This window comes from Sinorhizobium sp. B11 (assembly GCA_039725955.1).
Taxonomy (GTDB): domain Bacteria; phylum Pseudomonadota; class Alphaproteobacteria; order Rhizobiales; family Rhizobiaceae; genus Rhizobium.
This window is the reverse complement of the sequence record CP091034.1, coordinates 1,765,092-1,781,733: the sequence shown is the minus strand read 5'-3', so window position 1 is coordinate 1,781,733 and position 16,642 is coordinate 1,765,092. Positions and strand designations below refer to the sequence as shown.

Here is a 16,642-nt window from a genome sequence, read left to right as displayed (position 1 = left end):
TCTGATGAACTCCGTTTCAGTCTTTAGACAGGCCGGTTGACCGACCTTCCCCCTGTGTCCGCAAGGCACAAAATTGCCAGAATTCGCCTTGTCGCACAACATGTTTCAGCCTCGAAGGGCTTACTCCACAGTCACCGATTTTGCGAGGTTGCGCGGCTGGTCAACGTCCGTGCCCATGAAGACTGCCGTATGGTAAGCAAGCAGCTGGATTGGCAGCGAGAAGATCATCGGCGAGATGATTTCGTCGACATTGGGCAGCGTGATCGTCGCCATGGTCGGCAGTTTGGAAGCAACAGCGCCATTCTCGTCGGTGATGAAGATGATGCGGCCGCCACGGGCTGCGACCTCCTGCATGTTGGACACCGTCTTTTCAAAGAACCGGTCATGGGGCGCAATGACGATGACAGGCATGTTCTCGTCGATCAGTGCGATCGGCCCATGCTTCAGCTCGCCCGCCGCATAACCTTCGGCGTGAATATAGGAGATCTCCTTGAGCTTCAGCGCGCCTTCCATGGCAAGCGGGAAGCTGGTGCCGCGGCCGAGATAGAGCACGTCCTTGCACTTGGAGAGTTCGCGGGACAAGCCTTCCATCTGCGGCTGGATGAGATTGAGGACACGGCTCATGATGCGCGGCATTTCCGCAAGGTGGCGGACCATCGCCTTCTCGTCATCGGGGCTGATCGTGCCGCGAGCCCGGCCTGCGCCGATCGCCAGTGATGCAAGGACGGCAAGCTGGCAGGTGAAAGCCTTGGTGGAGGCAACGCCGATTTCCGGCCCGGCCATGATCGGGAAGACGGCATCGGATTCGCGAGCGATGGTCGATTCCCGCACATTGACGACGGCGCCGATCTTCAGGCCATTGTCCTTGCAGTAGCGCAGCGAGGCCAGCGTATCGGCGGTTTCGCCGGACTGCGAGATGAAGAGGGCCGCCTGCGACGGCTGCAGCGGCATTTCGCGGTAGCGGAACTCAGAGGCGACATCGATTTCGACCGGCAGGCGGGCATAGCGCTCGAACCAGTATTTTCCGATCAGGCCGGCGAGATAGGCAGTGCCGCAGGCCGAGATCGCAAGGCCGGTGGCGGCCTTGAAATCGATGGCTGATGCGTTCGGGCTGATGGTGTTGGCAGCAAAATCCACGTAATGGCTGAGCGCATGGGAGATCACCTCAGGTTGCTCGTAGATTTCCTTTTCCATGAAATGGCGGTGATTGCCCTTGTCGACCACATAGGCGGTCGCCTGGGAAATCTGGCGCGGACGCTTGACCACCTTGCCGGAGAAATCGAGCACGGTCGCGCCTTCGCGGGTGATGATCGCCCAATCACCGTCGACGAGATAGGTAATTTCATTGGTGAAGGGGGACAGCGCGATAGCATCCGATCCCAGGAACATCTCGCCCTTGCCATAGCCAATGGCAAGCGGCGGGCCGGAGCGGGCTGCCATGATCGTGCTGGGATCGCTCTTCAGCATCACGGCCAGCGCATAGGCGCCGGTGACGCGGTTCAGCATCTTCAGCATGGCTTCTCGCGGGGTCAGGCCTTCACGCAGATACTTCGCCATCAGATGGGCGACGACTTCCGTGTCGGTCTGGCTCTGAAAGGCCGCGCCCTCGTGGCTCAGTTCGTCGCGCAGTTCGGAGAAATTTTCGATGATGCCATTGTGGACGACGGCGACGCCTTCGACGAAATGCGGATGGGCGTTAGTCTCGTTCGGCACACCGTGGGTTGCCCAGCGTGTATGGGCGATGCCGGTCGTTCCGGGCAATGGCTCGCTGTCGAGACGCTTTTCGAGGTTGAAAAGCTTGCCCTCGGCGCGGCGGCGATCCATCACGCCATCATGGATGGTGGCGACACCGGCGGAATCGTAGCCGCGATATTCCAGCCGCTTCAGCGCATCGACAAGACGGCTCGCAACCGGCGCATTTCCGACGATCCCAACAATTCCGCACATGCAAACGTCCCCTCAGACCTGTTCAGTGAGGCCACTCCTAGCGATTCCCGCTTATTTCTCAATTGGTACGGCGGTCACTTTCGGTTTCGGCACGTTACCGAAGAAGGCTCAGCCTTTGGCCTTCTTTGCAGCCTTGATGGCGAGCGCCCGTTCTCGCAGGAGCTTGGCGCGTTCGGGCTTGATCTCCTGTCGGGCACGGCCGAAGGCGAGTGCATCATCAGGCACGTCTGCGGTGATGACGCTGCCCGATGCGATATAGGCGCTATCGCCGATCGTGACCGGAGCAACCAGCGAGGAATTCGAGCCGATGAAAGCGTCCTTGCCGATGACGGTCTCGAACTTGTTCACCCCGTCATAATTGCAGGTGACCGTGCCGGCGCCGATGTTAGTGCCGGAGCCGATAGCGGCATCGCCGATATAGGTCAGGTGGTTCACCTTGGCGCCCTCGCCGATCTTGCCGTTCTTGACTTCGCAGAAATTGCCGACCTTGGATCCAACCGAGAGATCGGCACCCGGACGCAGACGGGCAAAAGGACCGACCGTCGCGCCTTCGCTCACATGCGCGCCCTCGATATGCGAGAAGGCATGGATGACCGCACCGCCATCGATGACGGCGCCGGGGCCGAAGACGACATTCGGCTCGATCAGTGCATCCTGGCCGATGACGGTGTCGTAGCAAAGGAATACCGTTTCCGGCGCGATCATAGTCACACCCGAGAGCATCAGTTCGTGGCGGCGGCGCTCCTGCCAGAAGCGTTCGATCGCCGCGAGCTCGGCGCGGTTGTTGCAGCCGGCCATCTCGACCTCAGGCGCATCGACGGCAGTGACGCGGCCACCGAGCGAGCGGGCGATCTCGACGAGATCGGTCAGATAATATTCGCCCTTGGCATTACTGTTGCCGATGCGCGACAGCAGGTCGAGCGCCTTGCGGCCGTTGATCACCATGAGGCCGCTGTTGCACCACTTGACGGCACGCTCGGCGTTCGTGGCGTCCTTCTCCTCCCGGATGGCAATCAATTCGCCATCCTTGACAAGCAGGCGTCCGTAGCCGGCCGGACGGTCCGTATGGAAACCGATGACGACGATGTCGCTGCCTTCGGCCAATGCCTTGCGGGCTTCGAGCAGCGGACCGGCGGTCTGCAGCGGCACGTCGCCGTAAGTCACGAGAACATCGTCATAGCCTTCGGCAATCGCCTCACGGGCGGCGAGAACGGCGTGGCCGGTACCGAGGCGCTGTTCCTGAACATACGATTTGACCGTCACGCCACCGATATCGGCAGCCTTTGTTACTTTCTCGGCATCCCGACCGACGACGAGGGCAACGGAAGACACTCCGGTTGCGGCCACGGCATCGACGACATGAGCGATCATCGGTCGGCCGGCGACCTCATGAAGCACCTTCGACTTTGCGGATTTCATTCGGGTGCTGTCACCGGCGGCGAGAATGACGGCAAGGCAGGTGCGTTCCATGGCAGACTCCGAGAATCCATTGCGAGGCGGCTCTTCCGCCGCTCATAGCAGCAAGGCGACGCTTCAAAAAGACGAAATCGGCAGGGAAACGATGGGCTCGGAAAGCGCGGAGAAGGCTTCGTGGACGTGGTCCCTGCCCTCAACGATGACAATTTCCATCGCCTTGCGAGCCGCGGCGGCGTCGCCTGCCGCAATCGCGTCGACGATGCGCATATGGGTTTCAGCAATGTTGGCGAAACCGTTCTCGGATGGCGGCGTACTCATGCGGAACATGCCAACGAGTGCCGCCTCGATGAGCCCGCCAAGCGTGCGCATGAAGGGATTATGGGACGCCTCTGAAACGGCAAGATGGAAGCGCAGATCGGCAAGTGCCAGGCTGTCGGCCGTATGGTCACTTGCGGCCATGTCGAGCGCCAGGCCGCGCAGCCATTCGATCTCGTCCGGTTTTGCACGCTCGGCCACGAGGCCGGCCGCGAAAGGTTCGAAAGCGAGACGGATATCGTAAAGCTGCAGGAGGAATTCTTCACTCACACCGTTGGCGAAATGCCAGGATATGATTTCGGTGTCGAACATGTTCCAGAAGTTCTTTTCCGTAACACGCGTACCGACGCGCGCCTTTGCAACGACCATGCCCTTGGCGGCGAGCGTCTTCATCGTTTCACGCAGCACCGTACGCGAAACCTTGAAGCGCTGCGCCAGTTCTCCGTCTCCGGGCAGGATAGCGCCGACGGGATAGGTTCCGGCAACGATTCCCCGGCCGAGTTCATCGACGACATGCGCGTGGCTTGTTCGGGTTCTTCGCCCTACCTTACGGGTTTCAAGCGATCTGTTGCGCAATACGACTCTCCTCCTAGCCATATCTCCTGTTCAGACTGGAAAGGAAAAGGATGGCCTTCTGCATCACCATGAATGCAAAAAGCAGCAGGCCAATCAGGATTTTCGTCCACCAGCTCGACAGCGTGCCGTCGAAAGTGATGTAAGTCTGAATGAGCCCCTGGATCAGCAGACCGATGAAGGTCCCTGCCACGAATCCCGCTCCTCCTGTCAGCAGCGTCCCTCCGATGACGACTGCTGCGATGGCATCCAGTTCGACGCCCACCGCCGCAAGAGAATATCCTGCAGAGGTGTATAGGGAAAAAACGATTCCGGATAGGCCCGCCAGAAAACCCGACAAGGCGTAGATCTGGATCGTCGTGCGCGCCACTGGAACGCCCATCAACTGTGCCGTCTGCACGCCGCCGCCCAGCGCATAGACATTGGTCCCGAAGCGGGTGCGGTGCGCGATGAATATGCCGGCTGCGAACACGATCAGCATGATGGCGCCGATCAGCGTCAGACGTCCGCCACCCGGCAAACGATAATAGAGGCTGGTCAGCGTCGAATAATATTCGTGATTGATCGGAATGCTGTCGATCGACAGGACATAGGCCATGCCGCGAGCGAGGAACATGCCGGCAAGTGTCACGATGAACGGCGGCATCTGCAGGAAATGGATGATCATACCCATCACGGCACCGAAGGCGGTGGTGATGATGAGAACGATCGCAAAGGCGGCCAGCGGATGAATGCTGGTATTCTGCAGGATCACTGCGAGAAAAACACCGGTGAAGGCGATAACGGATCCAATCGACAGATCGATGCCACCGGAGATGATGACGAAGGTCATGCCGACGGCGGCGATGCCGAGAAATGCGTTATCCGTCAGCAGATTGCCGATGACGCGTGTCGACAGGATGTTCGGATATTGCAGCGTGCAAACTGCGTAGGCGAGCACGAAGATGACGATCGTCGCAAAGAGCGGCAAGTATTTGGAATTCATTTGCGCCCCTTTGCGTCCGTCCGGCGGCTCAGGAAGCTGGTCAGCGATTGCATGGCCGGCGACTGGATGACCAGAATGACGATGATGATGATCGCCTTGATGATGAGATTGAACTCCGGCGGAAAGCCGGAAAGCAGAATACCGGTGTTGACTGCCTGGATGATCATAGCGCCAACCAGCGAGCCGATGATGCTGAAGCGGCCACCGAGCAGCGAGTTGCCGCCTACGACCACGGCGAGGATGGCATCGAGCTCGAGCCAGAGGCCGGCATTGTTGGCGTCCGCACCCTTGATGTCGGCGGCGACGATGACGCCCGCGATGGAAGCACAGAGGCCGCTCAGCATATAGACCGCCATCAACAGCACCGGCGTCTGTACGCCTGACAGCGTGCTCGCGCGCCTATTGATGCCGACAGCCTCGATCAGCATGCCGAGGGCGGTGCGGCGGACCAGCAGGATGACCATCAGGGCGACGATCAGCCAGATGACAACGGGCATAGGCAGGAAGGCGAAGGAGCCGCTGCCGAGAAAGATCAGCCCGTCATCGTTGAACGTCATGATGGCGCCTTCGGTGATGAGCTGGGCGATCCCGCGGCCGGCGACCATCAGAACGAGCGTGGCGATGATCGGCTGTATGTTGAGGACGGCGACGAGGAAGCCATTCCAGAAGCCGCAGAGCAGGCCGACGACAACAGTGAGTGCCAGCGTATAGGCAAGCGAATTGCCTTCGACGATCGACGAGGCTGCAACGGCGCCACAAATCGCGATGACCGCGCCGACTGAAAGGTCGATGCCCTTGGTGGCGATCACAAGTGTCATGCCGATCGCCAGCAGCGCAACCGGCGCGCCGCGATTGAGCACATCGATAACGCTTCCGTAGAGCCGGCCATTTTGAACAATTACATCAAGAAATTGCGGGAAGAAGCTGAAATTCAAAAGAAGAACAACCAAAAGCGCAATCAATTGCGGCGCAAGACGAAAGCCCAGCGCCTTCAGCGAGGCAGTCATGCATCCTCCGTTCGTTTGTCGCCCGCAGCAATGGCGTCGACGATGCCGGCGGCGGTTATGCGCTCACCGGTCAGTTCAGCGATATGTTCGCGATCGCGCAGCACGATGACGCGGGAACTGTAGGCAACCAGCTCCTCCAGTTCCGAAGAAATGACGATCAGCGACATGCCCCTGGCGCACAGTTGCTCGATCAGCTTGATGATCTCGGCATGGGCACCGACATCGATGCCGCGGGTCGGTTCGTCCAGGATCAGGAAATCGGGATTGGTGGCGAGCCAGCGAGCAAGGATCGCCTTCTGCTGATTACCGCCCGACAGAAGCCGAATAGGCTTTTCACGGTCGGTCGTGCGGATATCGAGCGCCTTGATATATTCGTCGGCGATCGCATTCTGTTCGGCGCGCGAAAGCGGCCGCGCCCAGCCGCGGCGCGCCTGCAGGGCAAGCGCTATGTTCTCGCGGATCGACAGGTCGCCGATGATGCCATCCGTCTTGCGATCTTCCGGGCAGAAGCCGAAGCCCCTGGCGATTGCGGCACGTGGGCTCGACAGCGTCACCGGCGTGCCATCGATCCTGGCGACGCCGCTGTCGGCGCTTTCGATGCCGAACATGAGTTCTGCCGTTTCCGTGCGACCGGAGCCGAGAAGTCCGGCAATGCCGACAACTTCGCCGACGCGGACCTCGAGATCGAAGGGTTTCACCTTGCCGCGTTTTCCAAAGCCCTCGAAAGCATATTTGACCTCGCCGGCGGCAATCATGCGTTCCTTGGCGGCATGTTCCGTCTGCGCGAGTTCGCGCCCGAGCATCATGGCGATCAGGTTCTGCCGCGACAGTTCGGCTGCCGCGTGCGTCCCCACAAGCCGGCCGTTGCGCAGCACGGTGATGCGGTCACTGACGGCATAGACCTGTTCGAGGAAATGAGTAATGAAGACAATACCCAATCCGCGCTTCTTCAAGTCATTTATGATGCGGAAAAGCATCTCGACTTCATGGGTATCGAGGCTGGCGGTGGGCTCGTCGAGAATGAGCACCTTGCCCGACAGATCGACGGCGCGAGCGATCGCGACGATCTGCTGGACGGCGACCGAGAAACGGTCGAGCTGCGCGGTGACGTCGATATCGAGACCGTAGCCTGCCAGAAGCTCACGGGCATTCCGGTTCATGGTGCGGGCATCGATCATGCCGAAACGCTTCGGCTGGCGGCCGAGGAACAGATTCTCCGCGACGCTGAGATTGGAGAGGAGGTTGACCTCTTGGTAGACGGTGCCGATGCCGAGCTTCTGGGCGGCCAGCGTATCGGCCGGATCAATCTCGTGACCTTCCAGTGTCAGGCTTCCACCATCGCGGCGATAGGCGCCGGTAATGCATTTGATGAGCGTCGACTTGCCGGCGCCGTTTTCGCCGAGCAAGGCGTGAACCTCGCCACGGCGCAGCGTGAAATCCACCTTGTCCAGGGCGACAGCGCCGGGGAAGAATTTCGAAATGGCCGAGGCTGCGAGAATATTCTCGAAATTGTGAACCATGAGGGCTGCTGTTTCCTGATATTGCGCCTTGCGCCTGCGCCAAAACCGGGCATGACGCCCGGCCCGGCACCGGCAGTTCCGCACCGGTCCATGATGGACCGGTGCGGTTGCAGGTTCAAATCAGTAGCCCTGGCCCTTCTTTTCTTCGTAGACCTTCATCGGGTCGTCAGCAGGCGTATAGAGCTTGGATTCAGTCTGGATCCACTTCGCCGGAGCCTTCTTGTCCTTCAGGTATGCATCGAGCGCATCGAAGGCCGGGCCTGCCATGTTCGGCGTCAGCTCGACCGTGGCATTGGCCTCACCTTCGGACATGGCCTTGAAAATGTCGGGCACGGCGTCGATGGAGACGACGAGGATATCCTTGCCCGGCTTCAGGCCAGCTTCCTTGATCGCCTGGATGGCGCCAACCGCCATATCGTCGTTATGGGCATAGAGAGCGCAGATGTCCTTGCCGCCGTTCTCGGCCTTCAGGAAGCTTTCCATGACTTCCTTGCCCTTGGTGCGGGTAAAGTCGCCGGTCTGGCTGCGAACGATCTTCAGGTTGTCGTGGCCGGCAAGAGCCTCTTCGAAGCCCTTCTTGCGAGCGATGGCCGGCGACGAACCGGTGGTGCCCTGCAGCTCGACGACGTTGCACTTCTTGTCGCCGACGGTCTTTACCAGGAAGTCGCCTGCGACCTTGCCTTCGTGGACCAGGTCGGAGGTAACCGCCGTCAGGTAGAGATCGTCAGGAGCCTTGATCGTACGGTCGAGAAGGATGACCGGAATCTTGGCTTCCTTGGCTTCCTTCAGAACGTCGTCCCAGCCGGTTTCGACAACGGGAGCAATGAGAATGGCATCGACGCCCTGAGCAATGAAGGAGCGCAGAGCCTTGATCTGGTTTTCCTGCTTCTGCTGCGCATCGGCAAACTTCAGATCGATGCCGCGCTTCTTGGCCTGTTCCTTGGTCACTGTCGTTTCAGCCGCGCGCCAGCCCGATTCCGAACCGATCTGCGAGAAGCCAACAGTCAAGCCGGCGGCCGAAGCCGAACCGAACATGCAGGCAGCCAGAATCGTGGCACTCAAAAGTGCAGTCTTCAATTTCATGATTTCCTCTCCCAATGCCGCGTCTCGCGGCGCAGGGTCAAAAAATCATATAGTAATACTTTTGTAAATGCGCATTTTGGTATGCACTGCAGCAAAAAAGGCGCTCTTTTCAGAGCGCCTTTTCGCAACTGCGAGTTACAAAATCTGCTTATTGTGCCGGCAGCTTGTCATCCACGCCTTCGACGTAGAAGTTCATGCCGAGCAGCGTGCCGTCGTCAGCCTTCTCGCCGGCTTTCAGCCAGGGTGTGCCGTCCTGCTTGTTGATCGGACCGGTGAAAGGATGCAGTTCGCCGGACTTGATCTTGGCTTCGGTTTCCTCAGCCATCTTCTTCACGTCGTCAGGCATGTTGGTGTAAGGCGCCATCTTGAGGATGCCATCCTTCAGACCGTCCCAGCTCTGCTCGGACTTCCAGGTGCCGTCGAGAAGGGCATGAACGCGCTTGGAGTAATAGTTGCCCCAGGTATCGACGATCGCCGTCAGCTGAGCCTTCGGGCCGGCTGCGATCATGTCCGATGCCTGGCCGAAAGCGTGGATGCCGCGCTCTTCGGCAACCTGCATCGGCGCCGTCGTGTCGGTGTGCTGGGTCAGCACGTCGACGCCCTGGTCGATCATGGCCTTGGCAGCGTCTGCTTCCTTGCCCGGGTCGAACCAGGTGTTGACCCAGATGACCTTGAGCTTGAAGCTCGGGTCGATCGACTTTGCGCCCTGCTCGAAGGAGTTGATGCCCATGACCACTTCCGGGATCGGGAAGGAGGCGATGTAGGCAGCGCCATGATTCTTCGAGGTCTTGGCGGCGATCTGGCCGAGGATGTAGCGGCCTTCATAGAAGCGCGAATTGTAGGTCGCGAGGTTCGGGCCGGCCTTGTAGCCGGTGCCGTGCTCGAACTTGACCTTCGGGAACTTGGCGGCAACCTTGACCGTCGCGTCCATGAAACCGAAAGACGTCGTGAAGATCAGCTGGCAGCCGGAACGTGCGAGGCGCTCGATGGCGCGTTCGGCATCCGGGCCTTCCGGAACGTTTTCGAGGTAGGGCGTTTCGATCTTGTCACCGAATTCGGCCTGGATCTGCTGGCGGCCGACATCGTGCGCCTGCGAATAACCGCCGTCATTGTGTGCGCCGACATAGACGAAGCAGACCTTCGTCTTGTCCGCCGCCGCGGCGGCCGAGGATATGCCGATCACGGCTGCGGCCGATGCGGCAAGTGTGAGTGCGAACTTCTTCATGATGACCCCTGTTGGTTTGAAGTTATTCCGGAAACCCGTCCGTGTTCTTGTTTTATCGCTCCGGTACGAAGGCTTTTCCAAGCGACGCGGGCGTGTTGATCAACGTCGTGCGTCGATTATGAGAAATGATGATGAGAACCACAATAGTCGCGGCATAGGGCAGCATCGAGAGGAACTGCGATGGGATGCCGAGACCGAAGGCCTGCGCATGAAGCTGCAGGATCGTGACCGCTCCGAAGAGATAACCGCCGGCAAAGACCCGCCACGGGCGCCAGGAAGCAAAGACCACCAGCGCCAGCGTGATCCAGCCGCGGCCGGCGGACATGTTCTCCACCCATTGCGGCGTATAGACGAGCGAAAGCTGCGCGCCGGCAAGACCCGCGCAGGCACCGCCGAACATGACAGCCAGATAGCGCGTGCGGATGACATGAATGCCGAGCGCATGGGCAGAACCGTGGCTGTCGCCGATCGCCCTGAGTTTCAGGCCGGGGCGGCTTCTGAACAGGAACCAGCTCACGCCGAAGAGCAAGGCAATCGACAGGTAGAAGATCAGATCCTGCTTGAAGAGAACCGGGCCGATAACGGGAATATCGGACAGAAGCGGGACGACGATCTCTTTCAGCTGAATGCCGGGGACGCTGACATAGGGCTCGCCGAGTTGGCCGGAGACGCCAAGGCCGAGAAGGGTCAGCGCCAGGCCGGTCGCCACCTGGTTTGCCACCAGTGTCAGCGTCAGGAAGGCGAAGAGCAGCGAGAAAAGCGCGCCGGCGGCAATGCCGCAGATGATGCCGACATAGGGCGAACCGGAGATCTGCGCGCCGGCAAAGGCGGCGACAGCACCCATGATCATCATGCCCTCGACGCCGAGATTGAGGACGCCGGAGCGCTCCGTCACGAGCTCACCGAGGGCTGCGATGACGAGCGGCGTGGAGGCGGTGATAACCGTCAGGAGAATGGCTTCGAAGATGCTCATGCCGCGTTGCCTCTCACCCGCGACCAGACGATGCGGATTTTATAATAGATCAGCGTGTCGCAGGAGAGCACGAAGAAAAGGATAAGCCCCTGGAAGACGCGGGTGACCTTGTCCGAAACACCGATCGAAAGCTGCGCCGCCTCACCGCCCAGATAGGTCAGCGCCAGCACAAGACCGGAAGCAATGACGCCGAGCGGATTGAGGCGACCGAGGAAGGCGACGATGATGGCGGTGAAGCCGTAACCGGGCGAAATCGCCGGCTGCAGGTGGCCGATCGAGCCCGAGACCTCGCAGATCCCGGCTAGGCCTGCGAGCGCGCCGGAAAAGAGGAAGCTGAACCAGATCATCTTCTTCGAGGAAAAGCCTGCGAAGCGCCCTGCCCGTTCCGACTGGCCGAGCACGACGACTTCGAAGCCCTTCAGAGTGAAGCGCATCATGAACCAGACGAGAACAGCCGCGACGATCGCGAAAATGAAGGCCCAGTGGGCGCGGCCGGACTCCTCCCATATTGCCGGCACGATCGCCTCCGGCGCAAAGTCGCGCGAGACCGGGAAGTTGAAACCCTTCGGATCGCGCCATGCGCCGCGGATCAGCCAATCGAGAAAGAGCTGGGCGATATAGACCAGCATCAGCGACGTCAGGATCTCGTTGGTGTTGAAATGCGCTTTCAATAATGCCGGAACGGCTGCGAACAGCGCGCCGCCGAGCGCTCCCAGAACCAGCATCAGCGGCAGTACAAGCGGTGAATGCCAGTCGTAGAAGATGATCGGGACATAGGAGCCGGTGATCGCGCCGATGGTGAACTGGCCTTCGGCGCCGATATTCCAGTTGTTGGAGCGATAACAGACGGCAAGACCGACGGCGATCAGGATCAGCGGTGCTGCCTTGACCGCCAATTCGTGCAACGACCAGACTTCCAAAAGTGGCTCGAGGAAGAAGGCATCGAGTGCCTCGACCGGATCCTTGCCGAGCATAGCGAACATGATCGCGCCAAATATAAGCGTCAGGACGAGAGCGAGAAGCGGAGAAACGAAGGCGTAGAGCTTCGAGACCTGCGGGCGCTTTTCAAGCTCAATGCGCATCAGCGGCCTCCGCGGCATGCTTGCCTTCATGCAGGCCGCCCATCAGCAAGCCAATCTTCTCGCGCGTGAGTTCACCTGCCGCATAGGGTTTTGAAAGCCGTCCCTCGGAGATGACGGCGATATCTGTCGCCACCTCGAAGATTTCGTCGAGATCCTGGCTGATGACGACGACGGCGGAGCCCGCTTTTGCCAGGTCCACAAGCGCCTGACGGATGCGGCTTGCAGCACCGGCATCCACACCCCAGGTCGGCTGGTTGACGACCAGCACAGCCGGCTGGCGGTCGAGTTCGCGGCCGACGATGAATTTCTGCAGATTGCCGCCGGAGAGTGAGCCCGCGGCGGGATCATCGCCGCTCTTGCGCACGTCCATGGCCTCTGAAATGCGCCGTGCGGCGGATTTCACCGCGCCCTGCCTGATAATGCCGAGGACACCGAGAAAGGCCTTTCGGTCCGACTGGCTGCGGGCCAGCACCAGATTGTCAGAGAGCTTCATGGCCGACACCGCCGCATGACCATGCCGCTCTTCCGGCACGAAACCGGCGCCAAGCAGGCGGCGGGCCGTGATTCCCTGCGTTCCGACCGGCTTCTTGCGGATCACGATCGCTTCGGCCGACGACACAGGATATTCGCCGGACAGCGCATCGAACAGCTCACTCTGCCCGTTACCAGCGACACCGGCGATCGCCAGGATTTCGCCCGATCGCACGCTCATGGAGACATCGCGCAGCGGCATGGCAAAGGGCGTGCGCGCTGCAACGGAAAGGCTCGAAACGGCGAGTTGCACCTCGCCCTTATCGCTACGCTCGGGATGGGTCACAGCCGCCACCTCACTGCCGACCATCATCCGGGCGAGAGAGGCGGGCGTTTCCTGCTTCGGATCGCAGGCGCCGGTCACACGACCGTGGCGGAGCACGGTGGCGCGATCGCAAATACGCTGCACCTCTTCCAGGCGGTGGCTGATATAGAGAACGGAGCGCCCCTCGGCACGCAGCTTGAAAAGTGTTTCGAAGAGCTTGTCGGCCTCCTGCGGTGTCAGCACCGATGTCGGTTCATCGAGGATGATGAGCTTCGGGTTCTGCAAGAGCGCGCGGACGATTTCGATGCGCTGACGCTCGCCGACCGAGAGATCGGCGACATGCGCATGCGGATCGAGCGGGAGGCCATAGGCCGCAGACAGCGCCCTCGCCTCTTCGGCGATCCTGCCGATCGGAATGCTGTCATCAAGCGAAAGCGCGATATTTTCGGCAACGGTCAGCGCCTCGAACAGCGAAAAATGCTGGAAGACCATGCCGATGCCGAGCTTGCGGGCCTCGCCCGGCGAGGTGATCGCAACCGGCGCTCCCTCCCAGAGGATATGCCCATCCGTCGGTTCCAGAACGCCGAAGAGCATCTTGACCAGCGTGGATTTGCCTGCGCCATTTTCGCCGAGGAGCGCATGAATTTCGCCCGGCGCTATATCGAGATCGATTTCATTGCAGGCGGCAAAGCTACCGAAGAATTTCGTCAGCTTTTGCACCGATAACAACGCGCCGGAAGCCGGCACATTCAATGGCGACACGTTCCCCTCATTTCTTCTGCCGACCGGTCCTTTTGGATCTCATGGAATCAGCAGCGTCGTTCCGGTTGTTTTTCTTGTTTCCAGATCCGCGTGCGCCCGCCCAACCTCACGCAGCGGATAGGTTTGGTTGATATTGATACGCACTTTGTTGCTCTGCACAACATCAAATAGATTGTTTGCACAATCGGTCAGTTCCTGACGCGAGGCAATATAAGTGAAGAGCGTCGGGCGCGTGGCATAGAGAGAGCCTCTTTGGGCGAGGTGCGCCATGGTAAAATTCTCGATCGCGCCCGAAGATTGACCAAACGATGCGAAGAGGCCGCGTGGCTTCAGGCAATCCAGTGATTGTGGGAATGTGTCTCGGCCGATCGAGTCATAAACCACGTCGACGCCCTTGCCCCCGGTGATCTCCCGCACGCGTTCTGCGAAGTTCTCGGTCTTGTAATTGATGACATGATCATAGCCATGTTCGAGCGCCAGCTGGACCTTGTCGGCGGAGCCTGCCGTGCCGATGACGGTTGCGCCGAGCGCCTTTGCCCACTGGCCGGCGATGAGGCCGACGCCGCCGGCTGCGGCATGGAAGAGCAGCACGGTTTCAGGGCCGACCTTGAACGTACGGTTGAGCAGATACTCTGCCGTCATACCCTTCAGCATCATGGCGGCTGCTGTTTCCAGGCTGACGCCGTCGGGCACCTTCACCAGATGTTTCGTCTCGATGTTGCGCTCTGCGCTATAGGCGCCATCAGAGCCCGCATAAGCAACGCGGTCGCCCACGGCAAAATCAGTCACGCCGGGACCGACTGATGTCACGATGCCGGCAGCTTCCTTGCCGGTCACAAAGGGCAGATGCGGAGCCTTGTAGGTGCCGTCGCGGAAATAGACGTCGATGAAATTCAGGCCGATCGCTTCCTGGCGGATCTGCACCTGACCTTGGGAAGGCGGCGGCAGATCGATATCGACATATTCGAAAACTTCAGGTCCGCCATTTTTGGAAAAAGAAACCGCCTTCGTCATTGCCATCGCCGTTTACCTCACTTGCGTCCGAGCGCAGGGAAGAATTGGAGCACACCGCCGATGACGTAAAGGTAGATGCCGCTCACGATGAAGAGAACGACTGCCCATTGCGGCATATCGAAATGCTTCAGCAGCGAATAGGCGCCGAGTGCCGACCAGAGCAGGAAGATGCCGAGGTTCAACGGGCGCAGCCGCTGGACGCGCACTGGATGCAGGAAGTTGATCGGCAGGAAGGTAAGGACCACCGAAACGGTGACGACGATAAAGGCCGTCATCTCGCTCGCGTGCATGACAAAGAGTGTGAAGATGACCATGTTCCAGACGACAGGGAAGCCCGAGAAGAAATATTCCTCGGTCTTCATGCCCATATCGGCATAATAGATGGCGCTCGAAACGACGATCATGCCGGCGGCGACGAAGGACCAGGGCTCGCCGATCATGCCGCTCTGATAGAGAGCAAAGGCCGGCAACAGCACATAGGTCACGTAATCGATAATATTGTCGAGCGTATCACCCGACCAGTTGGGCAGCACTTCCTTGACGCGCACCTTGCGGGCGATCGGGCCGTCAATGCCATCGACAAGAAGGGCCAGACCCAGCCACCAGAACATATCGACGAAGCGGTGCTCGGCAGCCGCCACCACGCCAAGAAATGCGAGAAAGGAACCGGAGGCCGTCAGAATATGGACGGAAAATGCGCGCATTTCCGCGTATGGAACGCGCTTATAGTTGAAGATTTTCATGTTCCCCCGTAACCACCTGTCGCGCCCGCGTCGCGGTGGGCGTCGTTTTTATTGAAGCATGTGACGATTTTTCGGATCGCTCGCCACGCTCTATGTTTTTACTTGCCGCGTGTCCTTAGCGCAAAACCGCCGAACTGTTTTGCGAGACATGCTTTAATATGCATCCTTTGAATAGCTTAGCCAGTGCAAAAGCGACAGTTCACCACAGCACTGATTCCTGACAATGACATGCATATTTCGCTCCCCAGCCATGCGATGGAATGGATTGCCTTTAATTCAACGGGGTTTTGTAATATCTGCCTCGCATGTGATGATCTTCTTGCGAACGACGAGTCCGATATCGAAATGAACGCACCCGCAAAGACCGAAGAATTCGCTTCCGCCATCCCCGCCGGCGTTTATGCCGAGACGGTGCTGAGCGTTACGCATTATACCGACCGGCTCTTCCGCTTCACGATGACCCGGCCAGACGGCTTCCGTTTCCGTTCGGGCGAGTTTGCGATGATCGGCCTTATGGTCGAAGGCAAGCCGGTTTTCCGCGCCTATTCGATCGCAAGCCCGGCCTGGGCAGAAGAACTGGAATTCTTCTCCATCAAGGTGCCGGATGGCCCGCTGACCTCGCATCTGCAGCTCATCAAGCCGGGCGACCAGGTGCTGATGCGCAAGAAGCCGACAGGCACGCTTGTTCTCGATGCGCTGACCCCCGGCAAGCGCCTCTACATGTTCTCGACCGGCACGGGCATCGCACCTTTCGCGAGCCTCATCCGCGATCCGGAGACCTACGAGAAGTTCGACGAGGTCATCCTCACCCATACGGCGCGCGAGATTTCCGAGCTGAAATATGGCTTCGACCTCGTCCATGAGATCCAGAATGACGAACTCCTCCAGGAAGTCGTCGGCGACAAGCTGCGCCATTATGCGACCGTCACCCGCGAGGATTTCGAATATCGCGGCCGCATCACCGACCTGATTTCCTCCGGCAAGCTCTTCACCGATCTCGGCGTTCCGCCGATCGATCCGGCTATTGACCGCGGCATGATCTGCGGTTCTTCCGCCATGCTGAAGGACACCAAGGAGCTTCTGGAAAAGGCCGGCCTCGACGAGGGCGCCAACAGCAAGCCCGCCGAATTCGTGATTGAACGCGCGTTCGTCGGCTGAGGCTGTAATCCCGCTCCACATGCAACGGCTCCGGAAACGGGGC

Annotated in this window: 14 protein-coding genes; 1 reads left to right on the top strand and 13 read right to left on the bottom strand. The window is 59.8% G+C overall.

The genetic code is table 11. The features are described 5' to 3' along the window. Positions 1-120: 120 nt before the first annotated feature. The 13 genes from glmS to pcs all read right to left on the bottom strand — a co-directional run bounded on the left by glmS (position 121) and on the right by pcs (position 15,441). Positions 121-1,947 carry a glutamine--fructose-6-phosphate transaminase (isomerizing) gene (gene glmS / locus LVY75_18700; protein ID XAZ25192.1) on the bottom strand — a complete coding sequence of 609 codons (1,827 nt, stop codon included), beginning with the start codon at positions 1,945-1,947 and terminating at the stop codon, positions 121-123. 108 nt (positions 1,948-2,055) lie between these two features. Continuing rightward, on the bottom strand, positions 2,056-3,417 hold the full coding sequence (gene glmU, locus LVY75_18695) for a bifunctional UDP-N-acetylglucosamine diphosphorylase/glucosamine-1-phosphate N-acetyltransferase GlmU (GenBank protein XAZ25191.1): 1,362 nt from the start codon (positions 3,415-3,417) through the stop codon (positions 2,056-2,058). A gap of 63 nt (positions 3,418-3,480) precedes the next feature. Next, positions 3,481-4,254, bottom strand: coding sequence for a FadR family transcriptional regulator (locus tag LVY75_18690; protein XAZ25190.1), 774 nt, complete (start codon positions 4,252-4,254; stop codon positions 3,481-3,483). 13 nt (positions 4,255-4,267) lie between these two features. After that, positions 4,268-5,236: a sugar ABC transporter permease YjfF gene (gene yjfF, locus LVY75_18685; GenBank protein ID XAZ25189.1), complete on the bottom strand. Its 969-nt coding sequence runs from the start codon at positions 5,234-5,236 to the stop codon at positions 4,268-4,270. Next, positions 5,233-6,243 (bottom strand): ABC transporter permease, encoded by a 1,011-nt coding sequence (locus LVY75_18680; protein XAZ25188.1) that lies wholly within the window; start codon positions 6,241-6,243, stop codon positions 5,233-5,235. The genes yjfF and LVY75_18680 overlap by 4 nt, the downstream gene beginning before the upstream one ends. Further along, positions 6,240-7,763, bottom strand: a complete 1,524-nt coding sequence (locus LVY75_18675; GenBank protein ID XAZ25187.1) for a sugar ABC transporter ATP-binding protein — start codon at positions 7,761-7,763, stop codon at positions 6,240-6,242. The genes LVY75_18680 and LVY75_18675 overlap by 4 nt, the downstream gene beginning before the upstream one ends. A 120-nt stretch (positions 7,764-7,883) precedes the next feature. Continuing rightward, a complete protein-coding gene (locus tag LVY75_18670) occupies positions 7,884-8,846 on the bottom strand; it encodes an ABC transporter substrate-binding protein (GenBank protein XAZ25186.1) in 963 nt (320 codons plus the stop codon). Positions 8,847-8,994: 148 nt separating this feature from the next. Beyond that, positions 8,995-10,071 (bottom strand): BMP family ABC transporter substrate-binding protein, encoded by a 1,077-nt coding sequence (locus LVY75_18665; protein ID XAZ25185.1) that lies wholly within the window; start codon positions 10,069-10,071, stop codon positions 8,995-8,997. A gap of 52 nt (positions 10,072-10,123) precedes the next feature. Next, on the bottom strand, positions 10,124-11,044 hold the full coding sequence (locus tag LVY75_18660; protein XAZ25184.1) for an ABC transporter permease: 921 nt from the start codon (positions 11,042-11,044) through the stop codon (positions 10,124-10,126). Further along, positions 11,041-12,126, bottom strand: a complete 1,086-nt coding sequence (locus LVY75_18655) for an ABC transporter permease (protein ID XAZ25183.1) — start codon at positions 12,124-12,126, stop codon at positions 11,041-11,043. Before LVY75_18655 ends, LVY75_18660 begins: the two co-directional genes overlap by 4 nt. Continuing rightward, positions 12,116-13,684 (bottom strand): ABC transporter ATP-binding protein, encoded by a 1,569-nt coding sequence (locus LVY75_18650; GenBank protein XAZ25182.1) that lies wholly within the window; start codon positions 13,682-13,684, stop codon positions 12,116-12,118. Before LVY75_18650 ends, LVY75_18655 begins: the two co-directional genes overlap by 11 nt. Before the next feature lie 39 nt (positions 13,685-13,723). Further along, positions 13,724-14,704: a quinone oxidoreductase gene (locus LVY75_18645; GenBank protein ID XAZ25181.1), complete on the bottom strand. Its 981-nt coding sequence runs from the start codon at positions 14,702-14,704 to the stop codon at positions 13,724-13,726. 11 nt (positions 14,705-14,715) lie between these two features. Further along, positions 14,716-15,441 carry a phosphatidylcholine synthase gene (pcs, locus tag LVY75_18640; GenBank protein XAZ25180.1) on the bottom strand — a complete coding sequence of 242 codons (726 nt, stop codon included), beginning with the start codon at positions 15,439-15,441 and terminating at the stop codon, positions 14,716-14,718. 345 nt (positions 15,442-15,786) lie between these two features. On the opposite strand from pcs, the gene LVY75_18635 reads away from it, so the two are divergent. Then, on the top strand, positions 15,787-16,599 hold the full coding sequence (locus LVY75_18635; protein ID XAZ25179.1) for a ferredoxin--NADP reductase: 813 nt from the start codon (positions 15,787-15,789) through the stop codon (positions 16,597-16,599). The last annotated feature ends 43 nt before the right edge of the window (positions 16,600-16,642 follow it).

Coding starts and splice junctions, on each gene's coding strand:
- LVY75_18680 (XAZ25188.1), bottom strand. CDS start 6,243: ATGACTGCCTCGCTGAAGGCGCTGGGCTTTCGTCTTGCGCCGCAATTG.
- LVY75_18645 (XAZ25181.1), bottom strand. CDS start 14,704: ATGGCAATGACGAAGGCGGTTTCTTTTTCCAAAAATGGCGGACCTGAA.
- LVY75_18665 (XAZ25185.1), bottom strand. CDS start 10,071: ATGAAGAAGTTCGCACTCACACTTGCCGCATCGGCCGCAGCCGTGATC.
- pcs (XAZ25180.1), bottom strand. CDS start 15,441: ATGAAAATCTTCAACTATAAGCGCGTTCCATACGCGGAAATGCGCGCA.
- LVY75_18670 (XAZ25186.1), bottom strand. CDS start 8,846: ATGAAATTGAAGACTGCACTTTTGAGTGCCACGATTCTGGCTGCCTGC.
- LVY75_18655 (XAZ25183.1), bottom strand. CDS start 12,126: ATGCGCATTGAGCTTGAAAAGCGCCCGCAGGTCTCGAAGCTCTACGCC.
- LVY75_18635 (XAZ25179.1), top strand. CDS start 15,787: ATGAACGCACCCGCAAAGACCGAAGAATTCGCTTCCGCCATCCCCGCC.
- LVY75_18675 (XAZ25187.1), bottom strand. CDS start 7,763: ATGGTTCACAATTTCGAGAATATTCTCGCAGCCTCGGCCATTTCGAAA.
- LVY75_18660 (XAZ25184.1), bottom strand. CDS start 11,044: ATGAGCATCTTCGAAGCCATTCTCCTGACGGTTATCACCGCCTCCACG.
- glmS (XAZ25192.1), bottom strand. CDS start 1,947: ATGTGCGGAATTGTTGGGATCGTCGGAAATGCGCCGGTTGCGAGCCGT.
- glmU (XAZ25191.1), bottom strand. CDS start 3,417: ATGGAACGCACCTGCCTTGCCGTCATTCTCGCCGCCGGTGACAGCACC.
- yjfF (XAZ25189.1), bottom strand. CDS start 5,236: ATGAATTCCAAATACTTGCCGCTCTTTGCGACGATCGTCATCTTCGTG.